Source organism: Streptomyces triticagri, assembly GCF_003429565.1.
GTDB lineage: Bacteria > Actinomycetota > Actinomycetes > Streptomycetales > Streptomycetaceae > Streptomyces > Streptomyces triticagri.
This window is the reverse complement of sequence record NZ_QUAK01000016.1, coordinates 79715-94933: the sequence shown is the minus strand read 5'-3', so window position 1 is coordinate 94933 and position 15219 is coordinate 79715. Positions and strand designations below refer to the sequence as shown.

General features: G+C 71.4%; 12 protein-coding genes and 3 pseudogenes. 10 read left to right on the top strand and 5 right to left on the bottom strand.

All coding sequences use genetic code 11. The features are described from left to right. Window positions 1-5: 5 nt before the first annotated feature. From DY218_RS03420 to DY218_RS03390, 8 genes and pseudogenes are all read left to right on the top strand, one after another. Window positions 6-771, top strand: a pseudogene (locus DY218_RS03420) (electron transfer flavoprotein subunit beta/FixA family protein); the annotation flags it as partial. A 1-nt stretch (window position 772) separates the two neighbouring features. Beyond that, a pseudogene (locus DY218_RS35925) lies at window positions 773-858 on the top strand (electron transfer flavoprotein subunit beta); the annotation flags it as partial. 304 nt (window positions 859-1162) lie between these two features. Then, a complete protein-coding gene (locus DY218_RS03415) occupies window positions 1163-2125 on the top strand; it encodes an electron transfer flavoprotein subunit alpha/FixB family protein (RefSeq protein ID WP_128554387.1) in 963 nt (320 codons plus the stop codon). A 183-nt stretch (window positions 2126-2308) separates the two neighbouring features. Then, entirely contained in the window at window positions 2309-3598 is a 1290-nt protein-coding gene (locus DY218_RS03410) for a DUF6986 family protein (RefSeq protein ID WP_128554386.1), read from the top strand. Window positions 3599-3696: 98 nt separating this feature from the next. After that, window positions 3697-4648, top strand: a pseudogene (locus tag DY218_RS03405) (serine/threonine-protein kinase); the annotation flags it as partial. 228 nt (window positions 4649-4876) lie between these two features. Next, entirely contained in the window at window positions 4877-6100 is a 1224-nt protein-coding gene (locus DY218_RS03400) for a MalY/PatB family protein (protein ID WP_128554385.1), read from the top strand. Window positions 6101-6425: 325 nt separating this feature from the next. Continuing rightward, on the top strand, window positions 6426-6995 hold the full coding sequence (locus DY218_RS03395) for a type 1 glutamine amidotransferase domain-containing protein (protein WP_128554384.1): 570 nt from the start codon (window positions 6426-6428) through the stop codon (window positions 6993-6995). Between the two features lie 3 nt (window positions 6996-6998). Beyond that, on the top strand, window positions 6999-9362 hold the full coding sequence (locus tag DY218_RS03390) for a phosphoketolase family protein (RefSeq protein WP_128554383.1): 2364 nt from the start codon (window positions 6999-7001) through the stop codon (window positions 9360-9362). A gap of 15 nt (window positions 9363-9377) precedes the next feature. Here the strand turns inward: DY218_RS03390 and DY218_RS03385 are convergent, their stop codons facing one another. Continuing rightward, on the bottom strand, window positions 9378-10256 hold the full coding sequence (locus DY218_RS03385; protein ID WP_128554382.1) for a universal stress protein: 879 nt from the start codon (window positions 10254-10256) through the stop codon (window positions 9378-9380). Between the two features lie 202 nt (window positions 10257-10458). On the opposite strand from DY218_RS03385, the gene DY218_RS03380 reads away from it, so the two are divergent. After that, complete coding sequence (locus DY218_RS03380; RefSeq protein WP_128554381.1) at window positions 10459-10929, top strand: nitroreductase/quinone reductase family protein; 471 nt, start codon at window positions 10459-10461, stop codon at window positions 10927-10929. A 13-nt stretch (window positions 10930-10942) separates the two neighbouring features. On the opposite strand, the gene DY218_RS03375 is transcribed toward DY218_RS03380, so the two are convergent. Next, window positions 10943-11500, bottom strand: coding sequence for a TetR/AcrR family transcriptional regulator (locus DY218_RS03375; protein WP_128554380.1), 558 nt, complete (start codon window positions 11498-11500; stop codon window positions 10943-10945). 130 nt (window positions 11501-11630) lie between these two features. On the opposite strand from DY218_RS03375, the gene DY218_RS03370 reads away from it, so the two are divergent. Then, window positions 11631-12230, top strand: a complete 600-nt coding sequence (locus DY218_RS03370) for a DUF2867 domain-containing protein (RefSeq protein WP_128554379.1) — start codon at window positions 11631-11633, stop codon at window positions 12228-12230. On the opposite strand, the gene DY218_RS03365 is transcribed toward DY218_RS03370, so the two are convergent. From DY218_RS03365 to DY218_RS03355, 3 genes are read right to left on the bottom strand one after another with little or no spacing between them, the layout of a single operon-like run. Next, a complete protein-coding gene (locus tag DY218_RS03365) occupies window positions 12202-12753 on the bottom strand; it encodes a cupin domain-containing protein (RefSeq protein WP_407703542.1) in 552 nt (183 codons plus the stop codon). The genes DY218_RS03370 and DY218_RS03365 overlap by 29 nt on opposite strands. After that, entirely contained in the window at window positions 12750-14069 is a 1320-nt protein-coding gene (locus tag DY218_RS03360; protein WP_128554378.1) for a cytochrome P450, read from the bottom strand. Before DY218_RS03360 ends, DY218_RS03365 begins: the two co-directional genes overlap by 4 nt. Then, the gene (locus DY218_RS03355) at window positions 14059-15114 is read right to left on the bottom strand and encodes a type III polyketide synthase (RefSeq protein ID WP_128554377.1); all 1056 of its coding nucleotides are present in this window, start codon (window positions 15112-15114) and stop codon (window positions 14059-14061) included. The genes DY218_RS03360 and DY218_RS03355 overlap by 11 nt, the downstream gene beginning before the upstream one ends. Window positions 15115-15219: the final 105 nt, after the last annotated feature.

Sequence of the window (15219 nt, the reverse complement as noted above, 5' to 3'; positions counted from 1 at the left end):
CCGGCGTGAGCTTGAGGATCGTTGTCTGTGTGAAGTATGTGCCGGACGCCACCGGTGACCGTCAGTTCGCGGATGATCTGACGGTGGATCGTGATGAGGTGGACGGTCTGCTGTCGGAGTTGGACGAGTATGCGGTGGAGCAGGCGCTGCAGATCGCGGACGGGGTGGATGGTGCTCAGGTCACGGTGGTGACTGTGGGTCCGGAGGATGCGAAGGACGCGTTGCGTAAAGCGTTGTCGATGGGTGCGGACCGGGCGGTGCATGTCGAGGACGATGATCTGCACGGTACGGATGTGGTGGGGACGTCGTTGGTGTTGGCGAAGGCGGTCGAGAAGGCCGGGTTCGATCTGGTGATCGCGGGGATGGCGTCGACGGACGGGACGATGGGTGTGGTGCCGGCGTTGCTGGCGGAGCGGTTGGGTGTGCCGCAGGTGACGTTGTTGTCGGAGGTGTCCCTGGAGGGGGGGACGGTGCGGGGTCGGCGTGATGGTGATGTGGCGTCGGAGCAGGTGGAGGCGGTGTTGCCGGCGGTGGTGTCGGTGACGGATCAGTCGGGTGAGGCGCGGTATCCGTCGTTCAAGGGGATCATGGCGGCGAAGAAGAAGCCGGTGGAGTCGTGGGATCTGGACGATCTCGACATCGAGGCGGACGAGGTCGGTCTGACGGGTGCGTGGACGGTGGTCGATGAGGCCGTGGAGCGTCCGGCGCGTACGGCGGGCACGATCGTGAAGGACGAGGGTGAGGGTGGCAGGCAGTTGGCCGAGTTCCTCGNCGCGTACGGCGGGCACGATCGTGAAGGACGAGGGTGAGGGTGGCAGGCAGTTGGCCGAGTTCCTCGCGGGTCAGAAGTTCATCTGAGTCTGGCCGGTTCGTCTGAGTCTGGCCGGTTGGTCTGGGTCTGGCTGGTTCGTCTGAGTCTCGTCGTTCGGGCAGTGGTCCCCCNGCGGGTCAGAAGTTCATCTGAGTCTGGCCGGTTCGTCTGAGTCTGGCCGGTTGGTCTGGGTCTGGCTGGTTCGTCTGAGTCTCGCCGTTCGGGCAGTGGTCCCCCCTNGTTCGTCTGAGTCTGGCCGGTTGGTCTGGGTCTGGCTGGTTCGTCTGAGTCTCGTCGTTCGGGCAGTGGTCCCCCTTTCTCGTCTTCGTATGTGCAGGAGTTGGAAGTCTCATGGCTGAAGTTCTCGTTTTCGTCGATCATGTGGACGGTGCCGTCCGTAAGCCCACGCTGGAGTTGTTGACGCTGGCGCGTCGGATCGGTGACCCGGTCGCGGTGGCGCTCGGCAACGGTGCCGCGGGTACGGCGGGTGTGCTGGGTGAGCACGGTGCGGTGAAGGTGTTGACCGATGAGGCCGCGGAGTACGCGGATTATCTGGTGGTGCCGAAGGTGGATGCGCTGCAGGCTGCTCACGCGGTGGTGTCGCCGGTGGCGGTGTTGGTGCCGTCGTCGGCGGAGGGCAAGGAGATCGCGGCGCGGCTCGCGGTGCGGATCGGTTCCGGCATCATCACCGATGCGGTGGATCTCGAGGCCGGTGAGCAGGGTCCGGTGGCGACGCAGTCGGTGTTCGCGGCGGCGTTCACCACCAGGTCGCGGGTCTCGCGCGGTACGCCGGTGATCACGGTCAAGCCGAACAGTGCGCCGGTGGAGCCGGCCTCGGCCGCGGGGGCCCTCGAGGCGCTCGAGGTGGTGTTCTCGCAGGCGGCGACCGGGACGAAGGTCACCGCGCGTACCGCGCGGGAGTCGACCGGGCGTCCGGAGCTGACCGAGGCCGCGATCGTGGTCTCCGGTGGCCGCGGGGTCAACGGTGCGGAGAACTTCGCCGTCATCGAGGCCCTCGCCGACTCGCTGGGTGCGGCGGTGGGTGCCTCGCGTGCCGCGGTCGATGCGGGCTGGTATCCGCACTCCAACCAGGTCGGCCAGACCGGTAAGAGTGTCTCCCCGCAGCTGTACATCGCCTCCGGGATCTCGGGTGCGATCCAGCACCGGGCCGGTATGCAGACCTCGAAGACGATCGTCGCGATCAACAAGGACGCCGAGGCCCCGATCTTCGACCTCGTCGACTACGGCGTCGTCGGCGACCTCTTCACCGTCGTCCCCCAACTCACCGACGAGGTCAACACCCGCAAGGCCTGACCCCACACCGCAAACCCCACCCGCACAGGCCCCCGCACCCGGCACACCGGGCACGGGGGCCTGAGCGTTTGACTCCTCGCCGGGGTCCTGCAGGGTGTTGACCAGCGGGAAGGTGCCCGGCTAACTTCGCTATGCGGATTACTGATTCCGTGAAGCGGAAAAATGAACCTGGAGGATGCGGCAATGGGTCAGCAAGAGCAGGTGGCGACGAGCCTCGCAGGCGCGGTCAGCGAGGGCATCAGTGCCTCCCTCGCCCCGGTCGACGAGGAGCTCGCACGTCGTTACCCGGGCGACCCGGGCACCCGCCAGCCCGTGCACACCGTGTACGTACCGGGGAACGTCTTCGAGGCCGGCACCATCCGCTCCTGGGGCGACCAGGCACTGCAGGCGCTCGACGAACACGCCCCGGACGCCGCCGCGTTCGCCTCCGCGCTCGGTCTGAGCGACGAGCTCGCCGTCGCCGTCCACGACCGCGTACGCGCCAAACTGGAGCGCGAGCCGATTGAAGACCTGCGCATCGACTTCGAGGACGGCTACTCCGGCGCGGACGAGGACCAGGACGCCGCCCGCGCGGCCCGCCTGGTGGCCGAGGCGTACGAGAAGGGCACGGCCGCCCCGTACATGGGCATCCGCATGAAGTGCATGGAGGCTCCGGTCCGCGACCGCGGCATCCGCACCCTCGACGTCTTCCTCAGCGGCCTGATGGAGGCCGGCGGTCTGCCCGACGGCCTGGTGCTCACGCTGCCCAAGGTGACCTACCCGGCCCAGGTCACCGCGATGGTGCGGCTCCTGGAGGAGTTCGAGAAGGCCCGCGGCCTCGCGCCCGGACGGATCGGCTTCGAGATCCAGATCGAGACCAGCCAGTCGATCCTCGCCGCCGACGGCACCGCCGCCGTGGCCAGGATGATCGAGGCGGCCGAGGGGCGGGCCACCGGTCTGCACTACGGCACCTTCGACTACAGCGCCTGCCTCGGCGTCAGCGCCGCCTACCAGGCCAGCGACCACCCGGCCGCGGACCACGCCAAGGCGATCATGCAGGTCGCCGCGGCCGGCACCGGAGTCCGGGTCTGCGACGGCTCGACGAACGTGCTCCCCGTCGGCAGCACAGCCCAGGTCCACGAGGCCTGGCGGCTGCACTACGGCCTCACCCGCCGCGCCCTGGCCCGCGCGTACTACCAGGGCTGGGACATGCACCCGGGCCACATCCCCACCCGTTACGCCGCGGTCTTCGCCTTCTACCGCGAGGGCTTCGAGCAGGCCGCCGCCCGCCTCTCCGCGTACGCCAACCACGTGGACGGCGACGTGATGGACGAGCCGGCCACCGCCAAGGCACTCAGCGGCTACCTGCTGCGCGGCCTCGACTGCGGTGCGCTCGACATCGGCGAGGTGGCCCGCCTGACCGGTCTCACCCGCGCCGACCTGGAGGCCTTCGCGATCCCGCGCCGCGCCGCCCTCACCGCCTCCGCGCAGTAGCTCCGCCCAGCCTCCGGCGGCCCGCAACACCCGCACAAACCGTCACCGTTGCCCCGTAGTGTGTACGCCACCACGGACGTACGAGGAACGGGGCAACGGTGACTTCGGGGGAGAACCAGCAGGGCGACGGCGACGGCCGCCTGCTCGCGGGCCGTTACCGAGTGGTGAGCCGGCTCGGCCGCGGCGGCATGGGCGTCGTCTGGCGCGCCCACGACGAGGTGCTCGGCCGTGACGTCGCGGTCAAGGAGCTCCGTACCTTCACGGACGCGGGAGCGCCCGAACTCGCCGATCTGCGGCTGCGGATGCAGCGCGAGGCACGGGCCGCGGCGCGGGTGCGGCACCCCGGAGTGGTCGCCGTGCACGACGTCGCGGAGGTCGACGGACGCCCGCTGATCGTGATGGAGCTCGTCGACGGGCCCTCCCTCGACGATGTGCTCCGGGAGCAGGGCGGCAGCCTGTCGCCGCGCGAGGCCGCCGCCATCGGCGCGAAGGTGATGGACGCCCTGGCCGCCGCGCACCGGGCCGGCGTCCTGCACCGCGACGTGAAGCCGGGCAACATCCTGCTCGAGCGCTCCGGACGCGTCGTCCTGACCGACTTCGGCATCGCCACCATGGACGACCCTGGCGACGGCTCGTCCACCCATCTCACCCGCAGCGGCGAACTCGTCGGCTCCCTCGACTACTTGGCGCCGGAGCGCGCGCAGGGCCGGCAGCCGGGGCCGGCCTCCGACGTCTGGGCGCTCGGCGCGACGCTGTACGGCGCGGTGGAGGGTTCGGTGCCGTTCCGGCGCACCTCGACCTGGTCGACGCTCACCGCGATCGTGGTGGATCCGCTTCCGGAGCCGGTGCGTTCGGGCCCGCTGACTCCCGTACTGCAGCAGCTGATGGCCAAGGACCCGGCGGCCAGGCCGGATGCGGAGCAGGCGCGGGCGCTGCTCGAGGCGGTCGCGGGCAGTCCCGGTGACGAGACGACCGCCGCGCTCCGTACGCCGCAGGGGCCGCCGCGGTCCGCCACCGTACGCACGGCGCCGGGCGCGCCTCCGCCGGGATNTCAACACCCGCAAGGCCTGACCCCACACCGCAAACCCCACCCGCACAGGCCCCCGCACCCGGCACACCGGGCACGGGGGCCTGACGCATGCCGCACACGGCCGCACCGCCCCTACTAACGCTCCTCCTGCACGTCGTGCGGCACCCTCCCGCCGGGCACATCCTGTCCAGTACGTACGCACCCGCCCCGCGCACCGGGGTCGCCGCCGCAGTGGAGGAGCCGCCACGATGCCGTCCGTACCGAACCCCCTGGAACAGCTGTCGCTCGAGGACCTGCGCTCCCGCTCGAGCCTGAAGTGGCGTACGCACCCCGGTGACGTACTGCCGCTGTGGGTGGCCGAGATGGACGTCGCACCCGCGGAGCCGGTGGTGCGGGCGATCAGCGACGCCGTGGCCCGAGGGGACACCGGCTATCCGGTGGGGACCGCGTACGCGGAAGCACTCGGCGCGTTCGCCGCGGAACGCTGGGCCTGGACCGGGCTCGACCCGGCACGGACCGCGCTGGTGCCCGACGTGATGATGGGCGCGGTGGAGATGCTCCGCCTGGTCACCGGGCCGGGCGACGCCGTGGTGGTCAACTGTCCGGTGTATCCGCCGTTCTATCCGTTCGTCGAGCACATGGACCGCCGCATCGTGGAGGCGCCGCTGTCACCGACGGCGCGCATCGACCTCGATGCACTGGAGAGCGCCTTCCGGCACGCCCGGAGCGGCGGCCGGCCCGCCGCGTACCTGCTGTGCAGTCCGCACAATCCGACGGGCACGGTGCACACCCGTGAGGAACTCGGTCAAGTGGCCGAGCTGGCCGACCGGTTGGGGGTCCGTGTGGTCGCCGACGAGATCCACGCGCCGCTCGTGCTGCCGGGTGCACGGTTCACGCCGTACCTCAGTGTGCCCGCCGCCGGCACCGGCCTCTCGCTGACGTCCGCGTCGAAGGCCTGGAACCTGCCGGGGCTCAAGGCGGCGGTCGCGGTCGCCGGCCCCGGCTCGGCCGCCGATCTGGCCCGGCTCCCGGAGGAGGTCGGGCACGGACCGAGCCATCTCGGGGTACTGGCCCACACGGCCGCGCTCCGGCACGGCGGCGCCTGGCTGGACGCACTGCTCGACGGGCTCGACGCCAACCGCCGGCTGCTCGGCGAACTCCTCGCGGAGCAGCTGCCCTCGGTGGCCTGGCGACCGCCCGAGGGGACTTTCCTCGCCTGGCTGGACTGCACCGCGCTGGGCCACGACGACCCGGCCGAGGCCACGGCCCGCGGCAACGTCTCCGCCACGGCGGGACCCGCGGCCGCCTTCCTGCAGCAGGCGCGCGTGGCACTCAGCGCCGGACCGGCCTTCGGCACCGGCGGATCCGGTCATATCCGTCTGAACTTCGCCACATCCACCGCGATCCTGACCGAGGCCGTGGAGCGCATGGGCACCCTCGAGCCGTCCACGGCGACCAGGAGGACTTGGTGACCCCGACAGGTACCCGGCGTACGCCTGCTCCCGGAGCCGTACCGCACCCACACCCGCACCCGCATCCGGGAGAGCCCGAACCGGCGCGGATGCACGAGCGGAGGACCCGGCCGGCCCCGACCCCGCCCACGGGTTCCTTGCGCTGCAAGGTACCGACCCGGTTGACCGGCCCCCGAAATGCCGGCTCATCCCTGTGTGACCTCGGCGGGCCCGGGTAACCGGACGGGCGGACATCGGACCCGGACGGGCGGACCCGGGACGGGCGGCCACCGCTCACCGGCCGCTCCCCTGGGCCGCCGACCGCACCGAAGGACAGGAGCCGGACATGCCTGACACCCAGCCCCTCACCGGCCGCCGCATCCTCGCGATGGTCACCAACTACGGCGTCGAACAGGACGAACTCCTCACTCCCGTACGCCACTTGAGGAATCAGGGCGCCGATGTGGCGGTGGCCGCCGTGACCACGGACCCGGTCGAGACGCTCGTCGGGGACCGCAACCCTGGCCAGAGCACCGAACCCGATCTGGCCCTCGCAGAGGTGGACCCCGCCGCGTACGACCTGCTCGTCCTGCCCGGCGGCACGCTCAACGCGGACTCGCTGCGACTGCAGGACGACGCGCTGCGCGTACTGCGCGCCGTCACCGAGGCCGGGAAGCCGGTCGCGGCGATCTGCCACGGCCCGTGGCTCCTGGTGGAGGCGGGGCTGGTCAGCGGCCGGACCCTCACGTCGTACGCCTCGCTGCGCACCGACATCCGCAACGCGGGCGGTGAGTGGGTCGACAAGGCGGTCGTCACGGACGAGCACGACGGGCGGCTGCTGATCACCTCACGCAACCCGGACGATCTGCCCGACTTCCTGCGCGAGATCGACGCCGCACTCGCACCCACCGGCTGACCCATGGCGCCGGCACCGGACGGAACGCTCGCCTACCGGCGGGCGGCGGACTACATCGCCGTCGCCCTGATCTTCCTGCGCGACAACGTGCTGTTGCGGGAGCCGCTGCACCCCGAGCACCTCAAGCCGCGGCTGCTCGGTCACTGGGGTTCCTGCCCCGGCATCACCATGACGTACGCGGCCCTGGACACACTGGTACGGGAGCGCGGCACCGACGTCCTCCTGGTCACCGGCACCGGGCACGGCGCTCCCGCCAATCACGCGAATCTGTGGCTGGAGGGCACTCATGCGCACTACGACCCGGCCCTGGCCCGCACCGAGCAGGGCCTGACCGAGCTGGCCCGCCGCTACTGCGCGCCGGACGGCTTCCCCAGCCACCTCTCCCCCGCGCTGCCCGGCACGCTGCACGAGGGCGGCGAGCTGGGATACGCACTGGCCACCGCCTTCGGGGCCGCCTTCGACGCGCCCGGCCGGTTGGTGGCCTGCATCGTCGGGGACGGCGAGGCCGAGACCGGGCCGACCGCCGCCGCCTGGCACTCGGTCAAACACCTCGATCCGGTGACCGGAGGCGCGGTGCTGCCGATCCTGCATCTGAACGGCGCCAAGATCTGCTCCCCCACGCTCTTCGCCACCATGTCGGACGCCGAACTGACCGATCTCTTCCGGGGCTACGGCTGGGATCCGGTGATCGTCGACATGGCGGCGGCGCCGGAGAGCGAGCGGCTCACCGACGCGGTCCTGGACGCGGAAGCAGCGATCACCGATCTGCAGCGCCGCGCCGGGTCCGGCGAGGAGGTGGAGCGCCCGCGATGGCCGATGATCGTGCTCCGCAGCCTCAAGGGGCAGGGCGCGCCCGCCGAGGTGGGCGGGCGGCGGATCGAGGGGACGTTCCACTCCCATCAGGTGCCGCTCCCCCAAGTCCACGACGATCCCGAGGAGTTCGCGGCCCTGGAGGCCTGGCTCAGGTCGTACCGGCCCGAGGAGCTCTTCGATGCGGACGGCCGGCCGGTGGCGGAGGTGCTGCGGGTCTGCCCGAGCGGCGAGCGGTGCATCGGGCGGCAACCGGCCGGTGACGGCGGGCAGTTGCGCCGGCCACTCGACCTGCCGCCGGTCGAACCGTACGCGGTGGAGGTGAAGGGCGGACCCGGCAGCGCCACGGCCAGCCCCAACGAGGTACTCGGCAAGTGGCTCGAGGAGGTCTTCCGCCGCACGGAGCCGACCCGCGACTTCCGCATCGTGTCCCCCGACGAGCTGGCCTCCAACCGTCTCGACGGAGTCCTGGAGGCGACCGGCCGCGGCTACACCTGGCCCGTCGAGACCTATGCCGAGCACCTCTCCCCCGACGGGCGGGTGCTGGAGGTGCTGTCCGAGCACAACTGCCAGGGCTGGCTGCAGGGTTACCTGCTCACCGGCCGGCACGGCATCTTCCCCACCTACGAGGCCTTCGCCTCGATCGTGGACAGCATGCTCAACCAGTACGCGAAGTGGCTGAAGATGGCCGCCGAGGTGCCGTGGCGCTCCCCCGTCAGCAGTCTCACCTATCTGCTGACCAGCGAGGGCTGGCGGCAGGAGCACAACGGCTACAGCCATCAGGGCCCGGGTTTCATCAACAACCTGCTCACCAAACGGAGTTCGGTCACCGGGGTGTATCTGCCGCCGGACGCGAACACACTGCTGGTCACCATGGATCAGTTGCTGCGCGACACCGGCCGGATCAATGCGGTGGTGTCCGGGAAACATCCGGCGGCCCAGTGGCTCTCCCTGGCCGAGGCGCGCCGGCACTGCGCCGCCGGGGCGTCCGTCTGGCGGTGGGCGTCCACGTACGACGGGGAGGATCCGGAGCTGGTGCTTGCGTGCGCGGGCGGCATTCCCACCGTCGAGACCCTCGCCGCGGCCGAACTGCTCGCGCACGATGTGCCGGACGTACGGATACGGGTGGTGAATGTGGTCGATCTCTGTGTCCTGGCCCCGCCCGGGCGCCATCCGCACGGCATGCCGGACGAGGAGTTCCAGGAGCTGTTCGGGGAGCACACCCCGGTCCTCTTCGACTTCCACGGCTATCCGTCGGCCGTGCACCATCTGCTGCACAGCCGCCCGGCGCCGGACCGCTTCCAGGTACGGGGGTACGTCGAGGAGGGCACCACCACGACGCCGTACGACCTGCTCGCGGACAACGGGGTGTCCCGGCACGATCTGGTGATCGCCGCGCTCGGGCTGCTGCGGGGACGCTCCGGTGCGGCGGGCGATCTGGCGGCGCGGTACGCACGCCATCGCGACCGGCTGCGTGCGGAGTTGCGCCGCACCGGGGAGGACCCTGCGGAGATCACGGAGTGGCGCTGGGGGGCCGGGACGGGCGGACCGGGCTGACCTGCGGGCTGTTCCTCAGGCTCCGGCCGCCGTGTGCGGGACGACCATGACCGGGCAGGAGGCGGTGTGCAGGACCTCCGCGCTGACCGAGCCGAGGATCAGCCGCTGCAGGCCGGTGCGCCCGTGCGAGCCGACCACGAGCAGCGAGGAGCGGCGGGACGCCTCGGTGAGCAGGGTGGACGGCCGGACCCGCTCCACCCGCAGGCCGACCTCCACATCCGGGTGCTGTGCGCGGCGTCTGACCGCCTCGTCGTTGAGGAGGCGCCGGGCGCCGGCGTCCAGGGCCTCGAAGTTCGGCGCGGCCATGGCCGGGCCGGTGGGCATTTCGCTGAGGTGGAAGTTGGCGTGCAGCAGGGTGAGGTGGGCGCCGCGCAGTTCGGCCTCCCGATAGGCCTGTTCCAGAGCGTTCTCCGGGATGTCCACGACGTCCACGCCGACGGCGACCCGGTTGGGGGCGTCGGCGGGTGGTTCGCCCGGACGGATGACGACGACCGGGCAGGCGGCGTGGGCGGCCACCTGCCAGCTGACCGAGCCGAGCGGCAGCCGCGGGAAGCCGCCGCTGCCGCGGTGCCCCACCACGAGTCGGGTCATGTCCGTCGAGCGGTCGATGAGCACGGCGGCCGGCTGTCCCGAGACGGCCTCCGAGCTCACCGCCAGATCGGGGAACTCGCTGCGGACGAGATCCGCGAGGGGCTCCACCACGGTCGCCTCGCGCTCGACGGCCAGCCGCAGGGCAGCCTCTCCGGAGGCCTCGGGCCGTACGACGTGCACCAGGTGCAGCGCGGCTCCGTGCAGGGCGGCCTGCCGGGCGGCGTACCGTACGACGGCCTGCTGCTCCGGCCCTTCGTCGACACCCACCAGGACGGTGCGCCCTGCGCTCGAGGTGTCCTCCATCGTGGCTGCTCCCTGCTGATCGACGGTGTGCGGGACGGCCGGGGCACGCGCCGGCGCGGGGGCACGCCCCGGGCCATCGTCCTGCGGGCGGTACGGGGACGCCACTGCACGTCGGCCGGTCGGGGGCACATGGCGGGGTCGGATTCGCCGGTGTCCGCCATATTGACGGCACGGTGTCGGCCGTCGGACGAGGGGGTCGCTCATGTCCACCCGAGGCACGTCGAAGGCTCGGATTCCACCGCGCTGGTTCATCCGTTGTGCCTGGGCCGTCCATCGCGGCCTGTATCGCGTCACCCGAGGCCGTCTCGGCCTTTCGCGCCCGAAGGCGGCGGACCGCTGGGGTGTGCTGCGTCTGACCACCGTGGGCCGCCGCACGGGTCTCGAACGCGGCGTCATGCTCGGCTACTTCGAGGACGGCCCGAATCTGATCACCCTCGCGATGAACGGCTGGGGCGCGGCGGAGCCCGCCTGGTGGCTCAACCTGCAGGCCCATCCCGACAGCACGGTGCACCTGCCCGGCGGTGTCCGGCAGGTGCACGGGCGCGCCGCGGAGGGCGAGGAGCGGGCCCGCCTCTGGGGACGGTGGCGCGAGATCGACGGCAAGGTGGACGCCTTGGCGGCTCGGCGGCCGTCGGAGACCGCGGTGGTGGTCCTGGAGCCGCGGGCCCGCTGACCGGGCCGCCGCGTCACCGCAGCAGCCAGTTCCGGGTCTGCTCGAGGACCTCGGCGCGCGTACGACCGGGGTGGTCGGCCACGATGAACGGGTTGCCGATGCGCAGCGCGAACGTGAGCAGGCAGCGGGCCTCGACGTCGCCCTCGTCCTCGCACAGGGCGCGGAACAGGGAACGCAGATAGTCCATCCGCCGGTTGTCGACGCGCCGCAGCCGCTCGGCGACCGCCTCGTCGCGGCGCGCCCAGTCCCGTACCGCGAGGTCGAGAGTGGTGCCGGTGAGCACGCCGTCGGACTCCGCGACGAGGGTGAACAGGCGGTCCAGGCGGGCGCGTTCGTCCCCGGCGCCGCGCTCGACCTGCTCGATGACCCCCTCGGTCACCTCGCGCTCCCAGGCGTCGAGCATCTCGGTGAGCAGCGCCTCCCGATTGCGGAAGTAGCCGTAGAAGCCGCCCTTGCTGACACCGAGGGCCTGCGCGAGCACCTCGACCCGGACCGCACCCGGACCGCCGGTGGCGAGCGCGCGCAGCCCCTCCTCGATCCAGCGGGCGCGCGGCGTGCGCGTCACACCCATCCCGTGGCCCTCCTCACTTCTGCCGGCCCCATGTACGCCACCGTACAGAAGGCTGCTAGCCTCGATGTATACGGCGCCGTATAGATCGTGTGGGAAACTGGACACAACCGCAGGGACAAGGGGCGAGCCGATGAGACTCCCGAGGACCGCATTCACCTCCCGCCCGTGGCGGGTGCACGAGATCGCCGACGACTTTCGCGTCGAGGACGTGTGGGCGCTGCCCACTCCCGGCGGGCCGGACGATCTGGCGCGTCTCGTGGCGCAGTTCACGGAGCGCGACGACGACCGCGTGGACTCGGTGGTGTACCGCGCGCTGTTCGCCGTCCGCTGGAAGCTGGGCAGGCTGTTCCGGCTCGACAGGCCGAAGAGCGGCGTCGGGGCCAGGGTGGCGACGCTGCGCGACAGGCTGCCCGACGATCTGCGCGCGGGCGAGCGCGGCCCCGACATCGAGGAGCCCGCGAAGTTCCATTCGGTCTTCCTCACCCATGACGAATGGGCCGCGGAGATGGCCAACAGCACCATGCACTGCGTACTGCACCTGGGCTGGGTGTCGGACGGCAGCGGCGGGTACCACGGCGTGATGACCGTACTGGTCAAGCCGAACGGCCTGCTCGGGCGCCTCTACATGCTGGGCATCAAGCCGTTCCGGTACGTCGGTGTGTACCCGGCGCTGCTGCGGTCGATCGGGCGCAGGTGGCGGCTCAACGCGCGTCGTGACGCAGTGGGGTGAGCTGCTCGATGTCGTAGCGCGCCCGCAGTTCGGCGATCGCCGAGGGGTGTGGCGATCCTTCGGCGTCGAGCAGCGCGAGCAGCTCCTCGAAGTAGCGCTCGTGGTCGGGCGGCGGGGAGGCCTGGAAGAACATCTTGGCCGGGGTGTCCGTACGGTTGGCGAACGCGTGCGGGCAGCCGGGTGGCACCACGATCACGGTGCCGGGGGTGGCGCGGACCGTGCGCTGCCCCGCCGGTGACTCCCAGTCCTGCCAGCCGTCCGGGGTACGCACCCGCGGCTCGAAGGCGAGCACGTCCAGCTCCCCGTCGAGTACGTAGAACAACTCCTCGCTGCGGGTGTGCACATGGGCACCCACGTCGAATCCGGGCGGCACCACCACCTCGAAGCTGGAGGCCGCCCTCGAGTGCTCTCCGGTGACCTTGAACGTCACCTGCTGGGCCGGCGAGTGCAGGGTGCGGCCGTGACCGCTGGGCACGAGCAGCCCTTCGGACGCGGACGCCGCACCCGGCACCACCGCGCTCACCAGGCCACCGGCATTCCCTCGGGGCCGCGGATCAACGCGCCGGGCCGCCACCGGAGTTGATCGACCGGCACGGCCAGGCGCAGCCCGGGGAAGCGGTCCGCGAGCGCGTCCACGACCAGTTCGCTCTCCAGTCGGGCGAGCAGTCCGCCGATGCAGTAGTGCGGACCGTGCCCGAAGGAGACATGGGGGTTGGGGTCGCGGTCGAAGTCGATGCGGTCGGGGTCGGGGAAGACGTCCGGGTCGCGGTTGGCCGCGAGGTAGGAGACGTACACGGGATCGCCGGCCCGGATGCGGACGCCGGCGACCGTCACGTCCTCCATGGCGATACGGGAGAGACCGACCGAGTTGCGGTGCGGGATGTACCGGAGGAGTTCGTCGATCGCGCGCGGGCGCACCTCGGGCTCTTCGCGCAGCCTGGCCAGCAGATCAGGGCGGGTGAGCAGGATGTACGCCATGTTGCCGGTGTTGTTGGTGACCGCCTCGCCGCCGATCTGGATGAGCAGCGCGAGCCCGACGGCCTCGGCCTCGGTGACGTCGCCGGCCGCGACCGCGGCGGCCAGCAGGCTGACCACGTCCTCGCCGTCCTCGCCGTCCTCGCCGTCCTGCTTCCCGCCGGCTCGCAGGCGTTCGCGGAAGTATCCGCACATGGCGCCCTTTGCCTGCTCGCTGCGGTCCGCTCCCGCGGAGGAGGAAAGGATCAGGCTGGTCCACTCGTGCATCTGCGGGCGCTCGTGCTCGGGGATGCCCATCAGTTCGCAGACCACGGCCAGCGGGAACGGCGCGAGGAGCCGCTCGGTGAGGTCGAGCGGCGGGCCGTCGCGGAGCATCGAGTCGACGAGTTCACCGAGCATGTCCTGGGCGCGCGAGCGCAGCCGCTCCACTCCCCGGCCGGTGAACGCGGGGGCCACCGCGCGCCGCAGCGTGGTGTGGTGCGGCGGGTCCTGCAGGCCCACCGCGTCCTTGCTCGGGATGAAGTGCGGCGCGAGCCGGGTCACGTCGCGCTCCATCACGGCGGCGCGGCTGAACCGCGAATCGCCCGTGACCATGCGCACGTCCTCGTAGCGGGAGACCATCCAGGCCCATCCCGTGCCGTGCGGCAGCCGGATGCGGGTGACCGGTCCCTCGGCCATCAGCTCGGCGAGTACGGGATCGAAGTCCACGCCGTCCAGGTCGATGGCCGGCCAGTGCCGCAGCGGAGGAAGCCCGGCGTCGACGGCCGTGCCGGTGCCTGCGACGGGGCATCCCGGGGCGGCGCTCGCGAGGTCCGGCGTGCGCGTACGGGCACCGGCCGTACCGGTGGTGGTCTCACTGCTCATGCTGCCTCCAGCGGCCGAGTGACATCTCAGCGGTGATTCCGGGGCCGAATCCGGCGAGCAGTCCGCAGGCCGCGTCGCGGTTGCCGCCCTCCTCGAACATCCGGCGCAGCGCGTCGAGTACGACGGCGCTGGCGATGTTGCCGTACTCGGTGAGCGTGGCCCGGCTGAAGCGGAATGCCTCGGAAGGGACCCCGAGGAACTTGCTGAGGTCGTCGAGGATGCGGGGACCGCCCGCGTGAATGATGTAGAAGTCCAGCTGGGATGCGTCCCAGCCGTGGAGTGCGGCCAGCTCTTTGAGGGCCGGCGCGAGGGGTTCCATGGTGCCGGGCACCCGCTTGTCCAGCTGGAAGTGGAATCCCGTGGAGCGGACCTCGTAGGCGATCCAGTCCTCCGTGTCGGGCACCAGATAGGAGCGGTTGCGCTCGAGTGAGACACCGGTGCCGCCGCGGCCTCGTACGACGGCGGCCGCTATGCCGTCGCCGAAGAGGCCGTTGGAGAGCAGGTTTCCGATGCCCAGGTCGGTGGGCTGGTAGCACAGCGAGCAGAACTCGCAGGCGACGATCAGGGCGTTGGCGTCCGGGTACGCGGTGCAGAAGTCGTGGGCCCGGTTCACCGCCGCTCCGCCGGCGGCACAGCCGAGCTGGGCTATCGGTATCTGCCGGGTGTCGCTGTCGAACTCCATCTCGTTGATCAGCCAGGCCGTCAGGGACGGCATCATGAATCCCGTGCAGGACACGTAGATGATCACGTCGATGTCCCTGGTGCGGAGCTCCGCGGCGTCGAGGGCCCGGCGTACGACCTCCGGGACACGGGCCTTGGCCTCGGCCTCGTAGCGCGCGTTGCGGGCGTCCAGGCCCGGATGCTTGAGCGTGTCCTCGATGGGCTGCACGATGTGCCGCTTCTGCACACCGGTGTTCTCGATCAGCCGCAGCGCAAGCTCGAGTTGAGGATGGTCCGCGTGCAGCGTCCGGGCCAGCTCGAGGGTGTCCGCTCGAGTGATCACATGCTCGGGGACGGAGACCGCGGGTCTGCACAGCGTCGCCATGGAAGGAGCCCCTTCTGTCGTCCCCGAGTCGTGGGCCCCTGCTCGGGGCCGGTTCTCGGCTCCCCGGGGGCCAGTACCCAGAGTGGCCCGGCTGCCGGGTCCGCA